The organism is Citrobacter sp. Cpa228, from assembly GCF_030333085.1.
Taxonomy (GTDB): Bacteria; Pseudomonadota; Gammaproteobacteria; order Enterobacterales; family Enterobacteriaceae; genus Citrobacter; species Citrobacter pasteurii.
Genome location: NZ_JAOWGQ010000055.1, coordinates 357,489 through 375,609 on the forward strand (window position 1 = coordinate 357,489; position 18,121 = coordinate 375,609).

General features: G+C 54.0%; 19 protein-coding genes. 17 read left to right on the top strand and 2 right to left on the bottom strand.

Annotated elements, in window-relative coordinates; translation table 11 throughout:
• Positions 1-53: 53 nt before the first annotated feature.
• Positions 54-1,715, top strand: a complete 1,662-nt coding sequence (mqo, locus tag OGX91_RS20225; protein WP_040230576.1) for a malate dehydrogenase (quinone) — start codon at positions 54-56, stop codon at positions 1,713-1,715.
• Positions 1,716-1,762: 47 nt separating this feature from the next.
• On the opposite strand, the gene eco is transcribed toward mqo, so the two are convergent.
• Positions 1,763-2,260 (bottom strand): serine protease inhibitor ecotin, encoded by a 498-nt coding sequence (eco, locus tag OGX91_RS20230; protein ID WP_005129346.1) that lies wholly within the window; start codon positions 2,258-2,260, stop codon positions 1,763-1,765.
• Positions 2,261-2,672: 412 nt separating this feature from the next.
• Here eco and napF point away from each other — a divergent pair, with 412 nt between their 5' ends.
• The 15 genes from napF (at position 2,673) to OGX91_RS20305 (ending at position 15,132) form a co-directional block, all read left to right on the top strand.
• On the top strand, positions 2,673-3,164 hold the full coding sequence (napF, locus tag OGX91_RS20235; protein ID WP_040230577.1) for a ferredoxin-type protein NapF: 492 nt from the start codon (positions 2,673-2,675) through the stop codon (positions 3,162-3,164).
• Positions 3,154-3,417: a chaperone NapD gene (gene napD, locus OGX91_RS20240; protein ID WP_005129340.1), complete on the top strand. Its 264-nt coding sequence runs from the start codon at positions 3,154-3,156 to the stop codon at positions 3,415-3,417. The genes napF and napD overlap by 11 nt, the downstream gene beginning before the upstream one ends.
• Positions 3,414-5,900, top strand: a complete 2,487-nt coding sequence (gene napA, locus OGX91_RS20245) for a nitrate reductase catalytic subunit NapA (RefSeq protein ID WP_005129339.1) — start codon at positions 3,414-3,416, stop codon at positions 5,898-5,900. Before napD ends, napA begins: the two co-directional genes overlap by 4 nt.
• 6 nt (positions 5,901-5,906) lie before the next feature.
• The gene (gene napG / locus OGX91_RS20250) at positions 5,907-6,602 is read left to right on the top strand and encodes a ferredoxin-type protein NapG (RefSeq protein WP_137384108.1); all 696 of its coding nucleotides are present in this window, start codon (positions 5,907-5,909) and stop codon (positions 6,600-6,602) included.
• A complete protein-coding gene (napH, locus tag OGX91_RS20255) occupies positions 6,589-7,440 on the top strand; it encodes a quinol dehydrogenase ferredoxin subunit NapH (protein ID WP_005129335.1) in 852 nt (283 codons plus the stop codon). The genes napG and napH overlap by 14 nt, the downstream gene beginning before the upstream one ends.
• A 132-nt stretch (positions 7,441-7,572) precedes the next feature.
• The gene (napB, locus tag OGX91_RS20260; RefSeq protein WP_005129333.1) at positions 7,573-8,022 is read left to right on the top strand and encodes a nitrate reductase cytochrome c-type subunit; all 450 of its coding nucleotides are present in this window, start codon (positions 7,573-7,575) and stop codon (positions 8,020-8,022) included.
• 156 nt (positions 8,023-8,178) lie between these two features.
• A complete protein-coding gene (napC, locus tag OGX91_RS20265) occupies positions 8,179-8,781 on the top strand; it encodes a cytochrome c-type protein NapC (protein ID WP_003027548.1) in 603 nt (200 codons plus the stop codon).
• A gap of 20 nt (positions 8,782-8,801) precedes the next feature.
• Positions 8,802-9,413 carry a cytochrome c biogenesis heme-transporting ATPase CcmA gene (gene ccmA, locus OGX91_RS20270; RefSeq protein WP_286627236.1) on the top strand — a complete coding sequence of 204 codons (612 nt, stop codon included), beginning with the start codon at positions 8,802-8,804 and terminating at the stop codon, positions 9,411-9,413.
• Positions 9,410-10,069, top strand: a complete 660-nt coding sequence (gene ccmB / locus OGX91_RS20275; protein ID WP_005129323.1) for a heme exporter protein CcmB — start codon at positions 9,410-9,412, stop codon at positions 10,067-10,069. Before ccmA ends, ccmB begins: the two co-directional genes overlap by 4 nt.
• Before the next feature lie 88 nt (positions 10,070-10,157).
• Positions 10,158-10,895, top strand: a complete 738-nt coding sequence (locus tag OGX91_RS20280) for a heme ABC transporter permease (protein ID WP_040230584.1) — start codon at positions 10,158-10,160, stop codon at positions 10,893-10,895.
• On the top strand, positions 10,892-11,104 hold the full coding sequence (ccmD, locus tag OGX91_RS20285; protein WP_005129320.1) for a heme exporter protein CcmD: 213 nt from the start codon (positions 10,892-10,894) through the stop codon (positions 11,102-11,104). The genes OGX91_RS20280 and ccmD overlap by 4 nt, the downstream gene beginning before the upstream one ends.
• On the top strand, positions 11,101-11,580 hold the full coding sequence (gene ccmE, locus OGX91_RS20290; protein WP_188232054.1) for a cytochrome c maturation protein CcmE: 480 nt from the start codon (positions 11,101-11,103) through the stop codon (positions 11,578-11,580). The genes ccmD and ccmE overlap by 4 nt, the downstream gene beginning before the upstream one ends.
• Positions 11,577-13,532, top strand: coding sequence for a heme lyase CcmF/NrfE family subunit (locus OGX91_RS20295; protein ID WP_005129317.1), 1,956 nt, complete (start codon positions 11,577-11,579; stop codon positions 13,530-13,532). Before ccmE ends, OGX91_RS20295 begins: the two co-directional genes overlap by 4 nt.
• Positions 13,529-14,086, top strand: a complete 558-nt coding sequence (gene dsbE, locus OGX91_RS20300; protein ID WP_040230589.1) for a thiol:disulfide interchange protein DsbE — start codon at positions 13,529-13,531, stop codon at positions 14,084-14,086. Before OGX91_RS20295 ends, dsbE begins: the two co-directional genes overlap by 4 nt.
• Complete coding sequence (locus OGX91_RS20305) at positions 14,083-15,132, top strand: cytochrome c-type biogenesis protein CcmH (protein WP_199946858.1); 1,050 nt, start codon at positions 14,083-14,085, stop codon at positions 15,130-15,132. Before dsbE ends, OGX91_RS20305 begins: the two co-directional genes overlap by 4 nt.
• A 101-nt stretch (positions 15,133-15,233) precedes the next feature.
• Here the strand turns inward: OGX91_RS20305 and narP are convergent, their stop codons facing one another.
• Positions 15,234-15,881: a nitrate/nitrite response regulator protein NarP gene (gene narP, locus OGX91_RS20310; RefSeq protein ID WP_005129312.1), complete on the bottom strand. Its 648-nt coding sequence runs from the start codon at positions 15,879-15,881 to the stop codon at positions 15,234-15,236.
• Between the two features lie 600 nt (positions 15,882-16,481).
• On the opposite strand from narP, the gene OGX91_RS20315 reads away from it, so the two are divergent.
• Positions 16,482-18,119 (top strand): ShlB/FhaC/HecB family hemolysin secretion/activation protein, encoded by a 1,638-nt coding sequence (locus tag OGX91_RS20315; RefSeq protein WP_286627302.1) that lies wholly within the window; start codon positions 16,482-16,484, stop codon positions 18,117-18,119.
• The last annotated feature ends 2 nt before the right edge of the window (positions 18,120-18,121 follow it).

Sequence of the window (18,121 nt, forward strand, 5' to 3'; positions counted from 1 at the left end):
TTTTCACCTGCATAAAAAGCAAAAAGCGATACTAAAAGTAAGGCATTAACATTATGAAAAAAGTGACTGCCATGCTCTTCACCATGGCCCTAGGGCTGAATGTTGTCTCAATGGCAGCAAAAGCGAAAGCGGCGGAAGAGCAGGAAACGGATGTACTGTTGATTGGCGGCGGCATTATGAGCGCCACACTGGGAACCTATTTGCAGGAGCTGGAGCCGCAATGGTCAATGACCATGGTAGAGCGACTGGATGGCGTTGCTCAGGAGAGTTCAAACGGCTGGAACAACGCCGGAACAGGCCACTCCGCACTGATGGAACTGAACTACACGCCTAAAAAGGCTGACGGTAGCATCAGTATTGAAAAGGCAGTCGACATTAACGAAGCCTTCCAGATTTCCCGCCAGTTCTGGGCGTATCAGGTCAACAACGGCGTGATGCATGAACCCCGCTCGTTTATCACCACTGTTCCCCATATGAGCTTTGTCTGGGGCGACGAGAACGTGAATTTCCTGCGTGCCCGTTACACGGCACTCCAGCAAAGCACCCTGTTCCGCGGTATGCGCTACTCTGAAGATCACGCGCAGATTAAAGAATGGGCGCCTCTGGTTATGGAAGGTCGCGATCCGAAACAGAAAGTTGCGGCAACGCGTACCGAGATCGGTACTGACGTGAACTACGGTGAAATTACGCGCCAGCTGATTGCATCGTTGCAGAAAAAATCTAATTTTGCTCTGCAACTGAACACCGAAGTTCGCGGCTTTAAGCGTAACGCGGATAATAGCTGGACCGTCACGGTTGCCGATCTGAAAAACAACGAAGCGGAACACGATATTAAGGCGAAGTTTGTCTTCATTGGTGCCGGTGGTGCAGCACTGAAACTGCTGCAGGAAACCGACATTCCGGAAGCGAAAGGCTATGCCGGATTCCCGGTTGGTGGGCAGTTCCTGGTTGCGGACAATCCGGACGTGGTAAATCGCCATCTGGCGAAAGTGTATGGTCAGGCATCAGTCGGCGCGCCGCCGATGTCCGTGCCGCACATCGATACCCGTATCCTCGATGGTAAACGCGTGGTGCTGTTTGGGCCGTTCGCGACCTTCTCCACCAAGTTCCTGAAAAATGGTTCATTGTGGGATCTGCTCAGTTCTACCACCACGTCGAACTTTATGCCGATGGTGAATGTTGGTCTGGATAACTTCGATCTGGTGAAATATCTGGTAAGCCAGGTGATGCTCAGCGACGACGATCGTTTTGCTGCTCTGCAGGAGTACTATCCAGAGGCGAAGAAAGAAGACTGGCGTTTGTGGCAAGCGGGTCAGCGCGTGCAGATCATCAAAAGCGATGCTGAGAAGGGCGGCGTTCTGCGTCTGGGAACCGAAGTGGTCAGCGATAAAGAGGGAACCATTGCTGCACTGCTGGGGGCTTCTCCGGGAGCGTCAACCGCGGCGCCGATCATGCTGCATCTGATGGAAAAAGTGTTTAAAGATAAAGTAGCCAGCCCTGAGTGGCAGGCGAAGCTGAAAACGATTATTCCGTCTTATGGCACGAAGCTGAACGGTAACGTTGAGGCTACGGAACAAGAGCTGCAGTACACCAGTGACGTTCTGGGGCTGAAATATGATAAGCCGCAGGTCGCTGATGAAGCGCCGAAACCACAGCTGAAACCTCAGGCACAACCGCAACCTGAGCAGAAAGCCGTGGCGGATATCGCGCTGTAAATAAAATGCCGGATGAGGCGCTACGCCGCCATCCGGCACATTCTCACTTATCGCACGACGGCGTCCTGAATCTTATCTTCTGCTTTCCAGATGCGGTATTTCACCTCCACGTTTTCCGGGGTGTAGACCACAATCGGCAACTTGCTGTTGTAACGCAGCATACCGTCATCACCCAGATACGCGGTGATGAATTTCTTCTCTTTCTTACCGTCCGGGCAAGCCATCATGGTTGAGACCGGAGACGTAACTTTGTCAAAGACATAGTAGTCATATCCCCAACCTTCCAGCGTTTTGCTGTCCAGTTCTCCGCCCAGGCGGTGTTGGTTGCAGTCAACTTCCAGCGTTTGTCCGATCAGCAGTTCTACTTTGAGAGTAGATTCATCTTTCTCAGGAGTAAGCTGAATAACCTGACGCTTCATTCCCTTGTCCGCTTTAGGATAAGGGGCGACTTTTTCCAGCGGCTGAGCGCTGGCATCGGTGGTTGTCGCCCACACAGAGGTGCTGGCGAAGGCGGCAAGGAGTACGGCAGGGACAATTGTCTTCATCTTATTGTTCACAGTATTTCCTTTCTTCTGTCTTATCAACGTATCAAGGGCAGGTTAGCATATTCATATCGTCCATTAATCTAAATTTACTTATATTTTAAGTGTATTAATTGAAGGTTTATAATTTATGTAGCGATAAACACCATGAATTATCTGAATAATGAGATTATTCTCTGTTTAATTTTTCGTTATATAATTGATTATATAACTCATTGAAATGTGAACAAAAGCGCACTTTTTCCCGCCAACTCAACACTCTTTTGATCCGGCAACAGCATTTACCCCAATTGGGGTATGCACCTCAAACACATCCTGAAATATCTTACGGCTAAAAATAACTACTCATAAATAGTGTGTTTTTTATTGTCGTTCAACCCGCCGAGGGAGAGCGTCATTATGGAAGGACAATGTCATGGTTGATTTATCCCGTCGAGGCATGTTGACAGGCAGTTGGCGTAAAGCCAGCAATGGGATTCGTCCGCCGTGGAGCAAGGAAGACTCTCACTTTCTGGCTCATTGCCTCCGTTGTGACGCCTGCATCCAGGCGTGTGAAACCGACATCCTGCAGCGAGGCCAGGGTGGTTACCCGAGCGTAAATTTCAAACATGGCGAGTGCAGCTTTTGTTATGCCTGCGCAGAAGCCTGTCCCGAATCACTTTTTCTTCCGCGCCACACCAGGGCATGGGATCTGAATTTTTCGATCGGTGACAACTGTCTCGCGCATCAGTCCGTTGAATGCCATCGCTGTCAGGATAGCTGTGAACCCATGGCCATTACCTTTCGTCCCACGCTGTCCGGTATTTATCAGCCACAGCTCGACAACCAGGCATGTAACGGATGCGGCGCGTGTGTCGCTATCTGTCCGGTATCAGCCATTAATGCGGAGTACAACCATGGACACTAACTGGCAGGTCTGCAGCCTGGTCGTTCAGGCCAAAAGTCAGTACATCAGCGATATCGCCACGCAGTTACGTTCGTTTCCGGGTTGCGAAGTTGCTCTCAGCGATGTGGAAAGCGGTCAGCTGATTGTGGTGGTAGAAGCTGAGCATAGTGAAACGCTAATGAAAACAATTGAGTCAGTGCGCAACGTTGCGGGCGTGCTGGCGGTGTCGCTGGTTTATCACCAGCAGGATGAGCAAGGTGAGGAAACACCATGAAACTCAGTCGTCGTAGCTTTATGAAAGCTAACGCCGTTGCGGCCGCTGCGGCGGCTGCCGGGTTAAGCGTGCCGGGCGTAGCCCGTGCGGTAGTCGGTCAGCAAGAAGCCATCAAATGGGATAAAGCCCCGTGCCGTTTTTGCGGTACCGGTTGTGGCGTATTGGTAGGCACTCAACAAGGGCGTGTTGTGGCATGTCAGGGTGACCCGGATGCGCCGGTTAACCGTGGGCTTAACTGCATCAAAGGTTACTTCCTGCCGAAAATCATGTACGGAAAAGACCGTTTAACGCAGCCGATGCTGCGCATGAAAGACGGCAAATATCACAAAGAAGGCGAATTCACCCCGATTAGCTGGGATCAGGCCTTTGATGTGATGGAAGAGAAATTTAAAGCCTCTCTGAAAGAGAAAGGGCCAGACGCTATTGGTATGTTTGGCTCCGGTCAGTGGACCATCTGGGAAGGCTACGCTGCCGCAAAACTGTTCAAAGCCGGTTTCCGCTCGAACAACATCGATCCGAACGCGCGTCACTGCATGGCGTCAGCCGTTGTGGGCTTTATGCGTACCTTTGGGATGGATGAGCCGATGGGCTGTTATGACGATATCGAGCATGCGGATGCTTTCGTCCTGTGGGGCGCAAATATGGCGGAAATGCACCCGATCCTGTGGTCGCGTATTACCAACCGTCGTCTGTCCGATCCTAACGTCAACGTCGCCGTTCTCTCTACCTTCCAGCATCGTAGCTTTGAGCTGGCGGATAACGGCATCGTCTTTACGCCGCAAAGCGACCTGGTGATCCTCAACTACATCGCAAACTATATCATTCAAAACAATGCGATAAACCAGGACTTCTTTAGCAAGCACGTTAATCTGCGTAAAGGGGCGACGGATATCGGCTACGGTCTGCGTCCTACCCATCCGCTGGAAAAAGCGGCGAAAAATCCAGGTTCCGATGCCTCTGAACCGATGAGCTTTGAGGACTACAAAGCCTTCGTTGCCGAGTATACACTGGACAAAACCGCCGAAATGACCGGCGTACCAAAAGATCAACTGGAACAGTTGGCGCAGCTGTATGCCGATCCGAAGAAAAAAGTCATCTCCTACTGGACGATGGGCTTTAACCAGCATACCCGTGGCGTATGGGCTAACAACCTGGTCTATAACCTGCACCTGCTGACCGGTAAAATTTCTCAACCAGGCTGCGGCCCATTCTCGCTGACGGGTCAGCCTTCCGCTTGTGGTACCGCGCGTGAAGTCGGGACCTTCTCTCACCGTCTGCCTGCGGACATGGTGGTGACGAACGAGAAACACCGCGATATCTGCGAAAAACACTGGAACATTCCGGCGGGGACAATTCCGGCGAAAATCGGTCTGCATGCTGTGGCGCAGGACCGCGCACTGAAAGATGGCAAGCTCAATGTCTACTGGGTGATGTGTAACAACAACATGCAGGCTGGGCCGAACATCAACGAAGAGCGTATGCCTGGCTGGCGCGATCCGCGCAACTTTATCATCGTTTCCGATCCGTACCCGACGGTCAGTGCTCTGGCGGCCGACCTGATCCTGCCAACAGCGATGTGGGTAGAGAAAGAAGGGGCTTACGGTAACGCCGAGCGCCGTACTCAGTTCTGGCGTCAGCAGATTAAAGCACCGGGTGAAGCGAAATCTGATCTGTGGCAGATGGTGCAGTTTGCCCGCCGATTCAAAACGGAAGAAGTGTGGCCGGAGGAACTGCTGGCGAAGAAACCCGAGCTGCGCGGTAAGACGTTGTATGACGTGCTGTTCGCCACGCCAGCAGTAACGAAATTCCCGGTCAGCGAACTGGCTGAAGATCAACTGAACGATGAATCTCGCGAACTCGGTTTCTACCTGCAAAAAGGTCTGTTCGAAGAGTATGCCTGGTTTGGTCGCGGACACGGACACGATCTTGCACCGTTTGATGATTACCACAAGGCGCGCGGGTTACGCTGGCCGGTGGTCGACGGTAAGGAGACTCAGTGGCGCTACAGCGAAGGCAACGATCCGTACGTGAAGGTTGGAGAAAGCTACAAGTTCTACGGCAAACCGGACGGCAAAGCGGTCATCTTCGCGCTGCCGTTTGAGCCTGCTGCTGAAGCGCCGGATAAAGAATATGACCTGTGGCTGTCTACCGGACGTGTGTTGGAACACTGGCATACCGGCAGCATGACGCGCCGTGTGCCTGAACTGCACCGCGCTTTCCCGGAAGCCGTGCTGTTTATCCATCCGCTGGATGCAAAAGCGCGCGATCTGCGCCGTGGCGATAAAGTCAAAGTGGTTTCCCGTCGTGGCGAAGTGATTTCGATTGTTGAAACACGCGGTCGTAACCGTCCGCCGCAGGGGCTGGTGTACATGCCGTTCTTCGATGCCGCACAGCTGGTGAACAACCTGACGCTGGATGCGACGGATCCGCTCTCCAAAGAGACGGATTTCAAGAAGTGCGCTGTGAAACTGGCGAAGGTGTAACGCGTTATGTCCCGGTCAGCTAAACCCCAAAATGGCCGCCGCCGCTTTCTGCGCGATATGGTTCGCGCAGCAGGCGGGCTGGCCGTCGTTGGCGTGGCGCTGGGGTTGCAACAGCAAACCGCACGTGCAACCGGCGTGCGGCTGCGCCCGCCTGGGGCTCTGAGTGAGGACGCATTTGCCAGCGCCTGCGTGCGCTGTGGCCAGTGCGTCCAGGCTTGCCCATACGACACGCTGAAATTGGCAACGCTGGCCTCCGGGCTGGCGGCCGGAACACCCTATTTTGTCGCTCGCGACATCCCCTGCGAGATGTGTGAAGACATTCCGTGCGCCAAAGTCTGCCCCAGCGGTGCGTTGGACAGGGAGATTGAGTCTATTGACGATTCACGCATGGGACTGGCGGTACTGCTGGATCACGAAAACTGCCTCAACTATCAGGGGTTACGCTGCGACGTTTGCTATCGCGAGTGCCCGAAAATCGATGAGGCTATCACCCTGGAGCTGGACCGCAACATGCGTACCGGCAAGCACGCGAGGTTTATTCCGACCGTGCACAGCGATGCCTGTACCGGCTGTGGGAAATGCGAAAAAGTCTGCGTACTGGAGCAGCCTGCAATAAAAGTGCTGCCGCTGTCGCTGGCGAAAGGGGAGTTAGGACACCATTACCGCTTCGGTTGGCTGGAGGGGAACAATGGCAAATCGTAAACGTGATGCCGGGCGTGAAGCGCAGGCGAAAAAAGGGTGGTGGCGGAGCCATCGCTGGCTGGTGCTGCGTCGTCTGAGTCAGTTTTTGATCCTGGCGATGTTCCTCAGCGGTCCGTGGCTGGGCGTGTGGATCCTGCATGGTAATTACAGCAGCAGCCTGTTGCTGGATACCATTCCGTTAACCGATCCACTCATTACCCTGCAAAGCCTGGCCAGCGGGCACCTGCCAGCAACAGTCGCGTTAACAGGCGCCGCCATCATCACGGTGCTGTATGCCCTGGCAGGTAAGCGACTGTTTTGCAGTTGGGTTTGCCCAATGAACCCGGTTACCGATTTAGCCAGTTGGCTGCGCAGAAGGTTTGACCTGAATCAGTCCGCGACCCTGCCGCGCTATATACGGTACGTCCTGCTGGTGGTCATTCTGGTCGGTTCTGCGCTGACCGGTACGCTGCTGTGGGAGTGGATAAACCCGGTCTCTCTGCTGGGACGTAGTCTGGTAATGGGATTCGGTAGCGGAGCGTTGCTGATCCTCGCGCTGTTTTTATTTGATTTACTGGTTGTTGAGCATGGCTGGTGCGGGCATCTCTGCCCACTGGGTGCGCTGTATAGCATAGTGGGCAGTAAAGGTGCATTAACCGTCTCGGCCAAAGAACGTAACAGATGTAACCGCTGTATGGATTGTTTTCATGTTTGCCCGGAACCGCATGTGCTACGTGCGCCGGTGCTGGATGAGCAAAGTCCGGTGCAGGTAACCAGTCGCGATTGCATGGCCTGCGGTCGCTGTGTGGATGTCTGTTCTGAGGATGTTTTTACAATAACGATACACAAAATCATTTGAGATGCATCGCGGCGGCAAGCGAGAAATTCCCCAGGAGCATAGTAACTATGTGACTGGGGTTTCGGAGCGCAGCTAACAAAGAGGCAGCTTAAAGGATGAAGTGTAAATGCGATGGAGTTCGGGAGCGAAACAATGAAAAGCCATGACCTGATTAAAGCGCTGAGTCAATGGACCGCCGCGCTGGCCTTGCTAGTCAGTGGGGCCGTTTGGGCTGCAAACGGAGTGGATCTGAGCCAGTCACCGGAAGTCTCAGGGACACAGGAAGGGGCAATTCGCATGCCGAAAGAGCAGGAGCGTATGCCGCTGAATTATGTGAATCAGCCGCCGATGGTTCCGCACAGCGTTGAAGGGTATCAGGTGACGACTAACACTAACCGCTGCCTGCAATGCCACGGTGTGGAAAGCTATCGCACCACCGGTGCGCCGCGCATCAGCCCGACGCACTTTATGGACAGCAACGGCAAGGTACTGGCTGAAGTCGCGCCGCGTCGTTACTTCTGCCTGCAGTGTCATGTCCCGCAGGCGGATGCGGCGCCGATTGTTGAAAATACCTTTACCCCCTCGAAAGGTTACGGGAAATGAGAGCCTGCCCCATTAGGCTATTTTATTTGCCATTTCGGACCAGGGCAGTGCTCACAGTCCTCACGTACTGTAAGTACGCTCCGGTTGTTCCGCGCTGTCCGTGTCCAAACTGGCTGCAACAATTTACGCCTACTGGAATAGGCTCGGGAGGTCATTATGGAAAATTCTAACCGTAAACCAGGCTGGATTAAGCGCGTCTGGCAATGGTGGCGTCGCCCCAGCCGTCTGGCGCTCGGCACGCTGTTGTTAATCGGCTTTGTGGGCGGCATTATTTTCTGGGGCGGCTTTAATACCGGTATGGAAAAGGCCAATACAGAAGAGTTCTGCATTAGCTGTCACGAAATGCGCAATACGGTGTACCAGGAATATATGGAAACCGTACACTACAACAACCGTAGTGGTGTGCGCGCGACTTGCCCTGATTGCCACGTCCCACACGAGTGGGGCCCGAAAATGATCCGTAAGATCAAGGCCAGTAAAGAGCTGTACGCGAAAGCACTGGGGTTAATAGATACACCGCAGAAATTTGAAGATCATCGTTTAACGATGGCGCAAAATGAGTGGCGGCGTATGAAAGATAACAATTCGCAAGAGTGTCGAAACTGTCACAACTTCGAGTTTATGGATTTAACCGCCCAGAAAGGCGTAGCGGCCAAAATGCACGACCAGGCCGTGAAAGACGGGCAAACCTGTATTGACTGTCATAAAGGGATAGCGCACAAACTGCCTGATATGCGCGAAGTCAAACCGGGCTTTTAACAGGATGTAGATAACCAGGTATGCTTGAAGCCAGAGAATTACTTTGCGAGCGGGATGACAGAATACTGTTCAGCGAGTTGTCATTTCGCGTCAACGCAGGGGAATGGGTACAAATTACCGGCAGCAACGGCGCAGGGAAAACCACTCTGCTGCGGTTGCTTACCGGGCTGGCTCGTCCTGATGCCGGAGAGGTTTGCTGGCAAGGGAAATCGCTGCACCAGGTGCGGGACAGTTACCATCAGGAACTACTGTGGATCGGACATCAGCCGGGGATAAAAACCCGGCTTTCGGCGTTGGAGAATCTACGGTTTTTCCATCACGATGGCGATTGTCTGGCGGCGCTGGCGCAGGCGGGGCTTGCCGGATATGAAGATATTCCGGTGAACCAACTCTCCGCCGGGCAACAGCGACGCGTGGCGCTGGCCCGTTTGTGGCTGACTCGCGCCCGGCTGTGGATCCTCGATGAGCCCTTTACCGCCATTGATGTGAACGGCGTTGAACGACTGACTCAGCGTATGGCGCAACATACGGAGCAGGGCGGTATTGTTATTCTCACCACCCACCAACCGCTCAATGTCGAGACCGATAAAGTGCGACGTATTGCGCTGACCAGCGAGAGGGCAACGCAATGATGTGGCAAATCTTCCGTTTAGAACTGCGGGTTGCGTTCCGTCATAGTGCAGAGATCGCCAATCCGTTATGGTTCTTCCTGATCGTCATAACACTGTTCCCGCTCAGCATTGGGCCGGAGCCGCAGCTGCTGGCGCGTATTGCACCGGGCATTATCTGGGTTGCCGCATTGCTGGCCTCATTACTGGCGCTGGAACGTTTATTCCGGGATGACTTGCAGGATGGCAGCCTCGAACAATTGATGCTGCTGCCATTGCCGCTACCGGCAGTGGTGTTGGCTAAGGTGATGGCGCACTGGGTTGTGACCGGTTTGCCGCTGCTGATCCTCTCGCCGCTGGTGGCATTGCTGCTGGGTATGGATATGTATGGTTGGCAAATTATGGCGCTGACGTTGCTGCTTGGAACGCCGACGCTGGGTTTTCTCGGCGCACCGGGCGTAGGGTTGACGGTGGGTTTAAAGCGCGGTGGTGTGCTGTTGAGCGTGCTGGTACTCCCGTTAACCATTCCATTGTTGATTTTTGCGACCGCCGCGATGGATGCAGCTTCCATGCACTTACCGGTTGAAGGGTACATGGCGATTCTGGGCGCGTTGCTGGTAGGTAGCGCCACGCTAAGCCCGTTTGCCACGGCTGCAGCGTTACGTATCAGCGTGCAATAGCGCAGATATGACTTGTAGGCCGGACAAGGCGAAGCCGCCCTCCGGTAAAACGGACATTTACTAATTTACTGAGTCTGGTGACTGAACTATGTGGAAAACACTTCATCAACTGGCGATGCCCCCACGTCTCTATCAGGTCTGTGGCTGGTTTATTCCATGGCTGGCGATTGCCAGCGCAGTGGTACTGGTAACAGGATGGGTTTGGGGATTTGGCTTCGCGCCAGCGGATTATCAGCAGGGGCAGAGCTATCGCATCATCTATCTGCATGTCCCGGCGGCAATCTGGTCGATGGGCATTTACGCATCAATGGCGGTTGCCGCATTTATCGGCCTGGTCTGGCAGATGAAAATGGCTAATCTGGCGCTGGCTGCGATGGCGCCCATTGGTGCAGTGTTCACCTTTATTGCGCTGGTGACGGGTTCCGCATGGGGCAAACCGATGTGGGGAACCTGGTGGGTCTGGGATGCCCGTCTCACCTCTGAACTGGTGCTGCTGTTTCTCTACGTTGGTGCCATTGCGCTGTGGCATGCCTTTGATGACCGCCGTCTGGCGGGGCGCGCTGCCGGCATTCTGGTGCTAATTGGCGTGGTCAACTTACCGATTATTCACTACTCGGTCGAGTGGTGGAACACGTTGCACCAGGGGTCGACCCGCATGCAGCAAAGTATTGATCCGGCAATGCGCGCGCCGCTGCGTCTGGCGATCGTCGGCTATCTGCTCCTGTTTGTCACGCTGGCGCTGATGCGCATGCGTAACCTGATTTTGATGATGGAAAAACGCCGCCCGTGGGTGAGCGAACTGATCTTAAAAAGAGGCCGCCAATGACCCCTGCATTTGCATCATGGAGTGATTTTTTCGCGATGGGCGGTTACGCCTTATATGTCTGGCTGGCTGTGGCCATGAGCGTAATTCCGTTGCTGGTGCTGGTGCTGCATTCTGCACTACAGCATCGCGCGATTTTGCGCGGGGTGGCGCAACAACGGGCGCGGGAAGCCCGCATGCGTGCAGCGCAAGTGCAACGGGAGGCGGCGTGAATATTCGACGTAAAAATCGGCTATGGGTAGCCTGTGCGGTGCTGGCGGGTCTGGCTTTGACCATCACGTTGGTGCTCTATGCGCTGCGTTCCAATATCGATTTGTTCTATACGCCGGGAGAAATACTCTACGGCAAGCGTGAAACTCAGCAGATGCCGGAAGTCGGTCAACGCCTGCGCGTTGGCGGAATGGTTATGCCGGGTAGTGTGAAGCGCGACCCGCAGTCGCTGAAAGTTAACTTCAGCATCTATGACGCCGAAGGCGTGGTGGATGTGACTTATGAAGGTATCCTGCCGGACCTGTTCCGTGAAGGGCAGGGCGTCGTTGTTCAGGGAGAGCTGGATCAGGGGAATCATGTGCAGGCCAAAGAGGTTCTGGCCAAACATGATGAAAATTACACCCCGCCGGAAGTCGAAAAAGCGATGCAGGAGAACCACCGTCGCCCGGAAAGTGTTTATAAGGATAAAACGTCATGATGCCTGAAATTGGCAATGGGCTGTTGTGTCTTGCGCTTGGCGTTGCATTACTGCTGTCGGTCTATCCGCTGTGGGGCGTAGCGCGTGGCGATGTCCGGATGATGGCCTCTGCGCGCCCCTTTGCCTGGGTGTTGTTTATCTGTGTGATGGGTGCGTTTCTGGTGCTGGTAAACGCATTTGTGGTCAATGACTTTACCGTGACCTATGTCGCCAGCAATTCCAATACGCAACTTCCGGTCTGGTATCGCGTCGCCGCGACATGGGGCGCGCATGAAGGCTCATTGTTGTTGTGGGTGTTGCTGATGAGCGGCTGGACGTTCGCGGTGGCGCTGTTCAGCCAGCGGATGCCGCTGGATATCGTCGCCCGCGTACTGGCGGTGATGGGCATGGTCAGCGTTGGCTTCCTGCTGTTTATCCTGTTTACTTCCAATCCGTTTGCCCGCACGTTGCCAGATTTTCCTATTGAAGGCCGCGACCTGAATCCGCTGTTGCAGGATCCGGGGCTGATCTTCCATCCGCCGTTGCTGTACATGGGTTATGTCGGTTTCTCCGTGGCCTTTGCCTTTGCCATTGCCGCGTTGATGAGCGGCCGACTGGACAGCACCTTCGCCCGTTTTTCGCGTCCGTGGACGCTGGCGGCGTGGGTGTTTCTGACGCTGGGTATTGTGCTCGGTTCTGCCTGGGCATACTACGAACTGGGCTGGGGCGGTTGGTGGTTCTGGGATCCGGTAGAGAACGCATCGTTTATGCCGTGGCTGGTGGGGACTGCGCTGATGCACTCGCTGTCAGTGACCGAACAACGCGCCAGCTTTAAAGCCTGGACGTTACTGCTGTCAATCTGTGCCTTCTCGCTCTGTTTACTGGGGACGTTCCTGGTGCGTTCGGGGGTATTGGTTTCGGTGCACGCTTTCGCCTCTGACCCGTCACGCGGGATGTTCATTCTTGCCTTTATGGTACTGGTTATCGGTGGTTCCCTGCTGCTGTTTGCAGTGCGCGGTCACAAGGTTCGCTCGCGGGTGAATAACGCGCTGTGGTCGCGTGAATCGCTGTTGCTGGGTAATAACGTGCTGCTGATTGCTGCGATGCTGGTGGTGCTGTTGGGTACGCTGCTGCCATTGGTGCACAAACAGCTGGGACTGGGCAGTATTTCGATTGGCGAGCCGTTCTTCAACACTATGTTTACCTGGCTGATGGCGCCGTTTGCGCTATTGCTGGGGATTGGGCCACTGGTGCGCTGGGGACGTGACCGACCGCGTAAGCTGAAAACGCTACTGATTGTCGCGTTTGTTACCACGCTGGTACTGTCCGTGCTGCTACCGTGGCTGTTTGAGGATCGCGTTGCGGCGATGACCGTCGTGGGTATGGCGATGGCGTGCTGGATTTTTGTGCTGGCGATGTCCGAAGCGTTCCTGCGCATTTCGCGCGGCACGAAGTTGACGCCGAGCTACTGGGGCATGGTTTCAGGTCACGTAGGACTGGCTGTTACCATCGTCGGTATTGCCTTTAGCCAGAACTACAGCGTTGAACGTGATGTGCGCATGAAGGCGGGCGATAGCGTCAGCATCCATGATTATCAGTTCACTTTCCGCGAAGTAAAAGATATTACCGGACCTAACTACCGGGGGGGCGTGGCCGTGATTGGTGTTACCCGTGACGGCAAGCCGGAAGCAACGCTGCATGCGGAAAAACGCTTTTACAACAGCACCAGTTCAATGATGACCGAAGCGGCGATCGATGGCGGACTGACGCGTGACCTGTACGCGGCATTAGGCGAAGAGCTGGACAACGGCGCGTGGGCAGTGCGTCTGTACTATAAACCGTTTATTCGCTGGATTTGGGCCGGAGGGTTGCTGATGGCGCTGGGCGGGTTGTTCTGCCTGTTTGATCCACGCTATCGCCAGCGCATGCGTCCTCGCGCTGCGGTGCAAAAAAACGCGTCGGAGGCTGTATGAAGCGCAACGCACTGTTAATCCCGTTTATTATTTTTCTCATCATTGCGGCGGCGCTGCTGTGGCAGTTAGCGCGTAACGCGCAGGGGGACGACCCGACGAATCTGGAATCGGCGCTGATTGGCAAACCCGTTCCAACATTCCGCCTCGAATCGCTGGAAAATCCGGGCCAGCATTATCAGGCCGATGTGCTGACGCAGGGCAAACCGGTATTGCTGAACGTCTGGGCGACCTGGTGTCCGACCTGTCGTGCTGAGCACCAGTATCTGAACCAGCTGTCGGCACAAGGCGTGCGGGTCGTTGGGTTGAACTATAAAGACGATCGTCAGAAAGCCATTGTCTGGCTGAAAGAGCTGGGCAATCCATATGCGCTGAGCCTGTTTGACGGCGACGGGATGCTTGGTCTGGATCTTGGGGTGTACGGCGCGCCGGAAACGTTCCTGATCGACGGGAAAGGCATTATTCGCTACCGCCATGCTGGTGATTTAAACGCCAGGGTGTGGGCAAGCGAGATCAAACCGTTATGGGACAAGTACAGTAAGGAGGCTGCGCAATGAGATTTTTACTGGGCCTGCTGATGCTGGTTATCTCGGGATCCGCTCTGGCGACTATCGACGTGATGCAGTTTAAGGACGAAGCGCAGGAGCAGCAGTTCCGCCAGCTTACCGAACAACTGCGTTGTCCTAAATGTCAGAACAACAGCATTGCTGACTCTAACTCAATGATTGCCACCGATCTGCGTCAGAAGGTTTACGAACTGATGCAGGAAGGAAAAAGCCAGAAAGAAATTGTCGATTACATGGTGGCGCGCTACGGCAACTTCGTGACTTACGATCCGCCGTTGACGCCGCTGACCGTGCTGCTGTGGGTGATGCCCGTTGTGGCAATTGGTCTGGGGGGTTGGATTATTTTTGCCCGTACTCGCCGACGTGTCCGGGTGAAACAGGAAGCGTTTCCTGACGACGTTATCCCGGATGGCAAGCGCGGTGGGTTCGGGTTGTTTGTGCCCGGCATCGTGGTGGCGCTGGGGGTTGGCGCAGTGAGCTATTATGAAACCGGCAACTATAAGCAGGTTCAGGTCTGGCAGCAGGCGACTGCACAGGCTCCGGCGTTGCTGGAGCGGGCGTTAGATCCAAAGGCTGAACCGCTGAATGAAGAGGATATGGCGCGTCTGGCGTTGGGATTACGCACTCGGCTGCAAACCGATGCCGGGAACGTTGAAGGCTGGATCATGCTTGGGCGCGTAGGCATGGTTCTCGGTAATGCCAGTACGGCGACTGAAGCGTATGCCAATGCCTACCGACTGGATCCGAAAAACAGCGATGCCGCGCTGGGCTACGCGGAAGCGCTGACCCGTTCTTCCGATCCAGATGATAACCGTCGGGGAGGGGAGCTGCTACGCCAGTTGGTGCGCGGCGAACATGCCAACGTGCGGATTCTCAGCATGTACGCGTTTAATGCTTTCGAACAGCAACGCTTCGGCGAGGCGGTTGCGGCGTGGGAGATGATGCTGAAATTATTGCCCGCCAATGATACCCGTCGGGCGGTAATTGAGCGCAGCATCAAACAGGCGATGGAGCAGCTAACGCCGCAGGAGAAGTAAGAGTGGAAGATGCCGGATGGCGACGCAAAGCGTCTTATCCGGCCTACTGATGCACGTGACTTGTAGGCCCGATAAGCGTAGCGCCATCGGGCAATATCTGATTACTGCATGCCGCGTGTTTGTAAAAACAGGATGGTGGCGGCAACGCGAGAGCGGACGTTAAGTTTTCGCAACAGGTTGCGGATATGCACTTTCACCGTTTGCTCGGAAATATTCAGTACGGATGCAATCTGTTTATTCGATAATCCCTGAGCCAGTTCATGTAACACGTCCAGCTCGCGTTCGGTGAGTACGCTGAACGGATCTTCCTCGGCGCCAAACAGTTCCCGTTCCCGCAGATAATCGCTGACGCGTTGACTAAAGGCTTTACCTCCTTTTGCGCCAGCGCGAATGGCTTCCAGCAGGACTTCAGGATCGCTGTCTTTAAGTAAATAGCCATCCGCGCCGGCATCAATTAAGGCATACACATCGCTGGCGGCATCCGAAACGGTAAGAATAATAATTTGCGCTGTGACGCCATCCCGGCGCAGCGCATTCAGGGTGTCCAGTCCGCTCATGCCTTTCATATTGAGATCGAGCAGGATCACATCAATGTCCAGACGGTTTGCCAAATCGATAGCGCTCGCACCGTCGCCGGCTTCGGCAACTACGTCAAATGCGCTATCCAGCTGCAGTAATTGACTGATTCCTCGCCGCATGAGTGGGTGGTCATCAACGATCATCACCTTAAAAGGTGTTAATTCAGGCATCTTCTTCTCCTGAGCACTCTTAATTTCGTTATATTCCGGGGCATGGGATAATCCTGATTTATCACGTAGATGATAAGGCAACGTGACCTTACTTTTTACAGGTGCAAATAGTATATCCTGACTCAAAAAGCTCTCATTGGATTTTTTACAAAGAATACTCTTTATGATTTGAATCAAGGTGCTGGCGGTTTGCGAGACGAAAGTATTCCCGATTTGCTGTTTGACAACATTAATTAAATATCAACATTAATAAGTGGCAATAATAAGCAATGTTGATATTAAAGGTGCAAGCAGTTGGAAGAGAACTCCGCAGACGTCACCCATGCGGCACGACGTGCGCGACATACTCATCCCAGCGATCTTCATGCTAATGGGCGACTAGCGATGGGATTGGGCCAATAGAGTAAGAGTAATTTAACTTAAGAATATAAAAAAATCTGAAATGCAATAGGAATAAGGTGAAAACGCATTTATTGCCTTTGCCTTTGTTTGCATTTTGTGCTTTTTTGGCAAGGGTCGTACAGCCAGGTTCGGTTTCGTACTTTTTGGGGGGATAGGGTGAAGTTCAGGGATGAAAGAAAGTTGGCATTACTGATTGGGGTGTTAGTTTTGCCGTTCACAACTGTTTCTGCCGCACCACTCTCTCCTGCGGATCGTAATACCATTCAGCAGCAACAACAGCTGCTACTTAATGAAAATCAGCGCCAGCGTGAAGAGCTGGAGCGTAGCGTTACGCTGCCCGAAGCCGTCACGCCGAAAACGCCAGCCCGGACTGAAGGGCCGTGTTTTATGATTTCGCGCATTGATATTGACGGCGCAACGAAGTTGTCCGCTGCTGCCTCGGCAAAGCTTACCGCGCCGTGGGTGAATCAATGTCTGGATATTCCTCGCCTGACGGAACTGACAAATGCAATTTCCGACTGGTATATCAGCCGAGGTTACATCACCAGTCGTGCCTTTTTAACCGAACAGGATCTCTCCTCTGGGGTGCTGCACATTGCGGTGCTTGAGGGAAAATTGCAGCAAATACGTCTGGAAGGTGTCCCATCGCGCACGCTGAAAATGATCTTTCCTGGGCTGGAAGGAAAGATTCTCAATCTGCGTGACATTGAACAGGGTATGGAGCAGTTGAACCGGATTCGCCAGACGCCGGTGGAAATTGAAATTTTGCCGGGCAGCCAGCAGGGGTTATCAATAGTTAATCTGAGCGCCACGCCTGAATTCCCTGTTAACGGCTCCGTCAGTTTTGATAACAGCGGACAAAAGAGCACCGGAACCGGACAACTGAGCGGGGCATTATTTTTCAATAATATGCTTGGGCTGGCGGATAAATGGTTTATCAGCGGTGGGCGTAGCAGCGATTTTTCCAGCAGTAAAGATGCGCAGAACGTTGCTGCTGGCGTGAGTGTTCCTTACGGCTACGGATTGCTGGATTACAGCTACAGCTGGAGTAACTACCTTAGCACCATTGATAACAATGGCTATGCCTGGCGCTCCACCGGCGACAGCGAAACCCATCGTCTGAACGGCTCCTGGGTTTTGTTTCGCAACGGTGATATCAAAACCGCAGCATCGCTGGGTCTCACGCATCGAATCAATCGTAACAGATTGAATGATGTCCTGCTGGAAACCAGTAGCCGCAAGCTTTCCAGCGTTTCGCTGGGTATCAACCATACGCAAAAAATTGTGTCCGGCGTTGCGACGTTTAACCCCTCATTCACCCAGGGCGTGCCGTGGTTTGGCGCAGAGGATGACAATGATAAACAGGGTGATGTGCCAAAGGCAGAATTTCGCAAGTGGAGCGTCAGCGGCAGTTTTCAGCGCCCGCTGACAGAAAGACTGTGGTGGCTGAGCAGCCTCTATTTTCAATGGTCACCGGATCGCCTTTACGGCAGCGAACGCCTGACGCTGGGCGGTGAAACATCGGTACGCGGCTATAAAGAACAATACATTTCAGGAGATAACGGCGGCTACTGGCGCAACGAAGTGAATTACTCGCTTTTTACGCTGCCGGTGTTGGGACAGATTGGCGCGCTAGCGGCATTCGACGGCGGCTGGCTGAAACAAGATAGCGTTGACAGGTATGCCTCCGGCACGTTGTGGGGGGCCGCGCTGGGATTAACCAGCTCAGGGCGCTGGTTCTCCAGTCAGTTTACCGTAGGAACACCAGTGAATTATCCGGACTGGCTGGCACCGGATCATCTCAATGTGTATTACCGCGTTGCGGTGGCTTTTTAAGG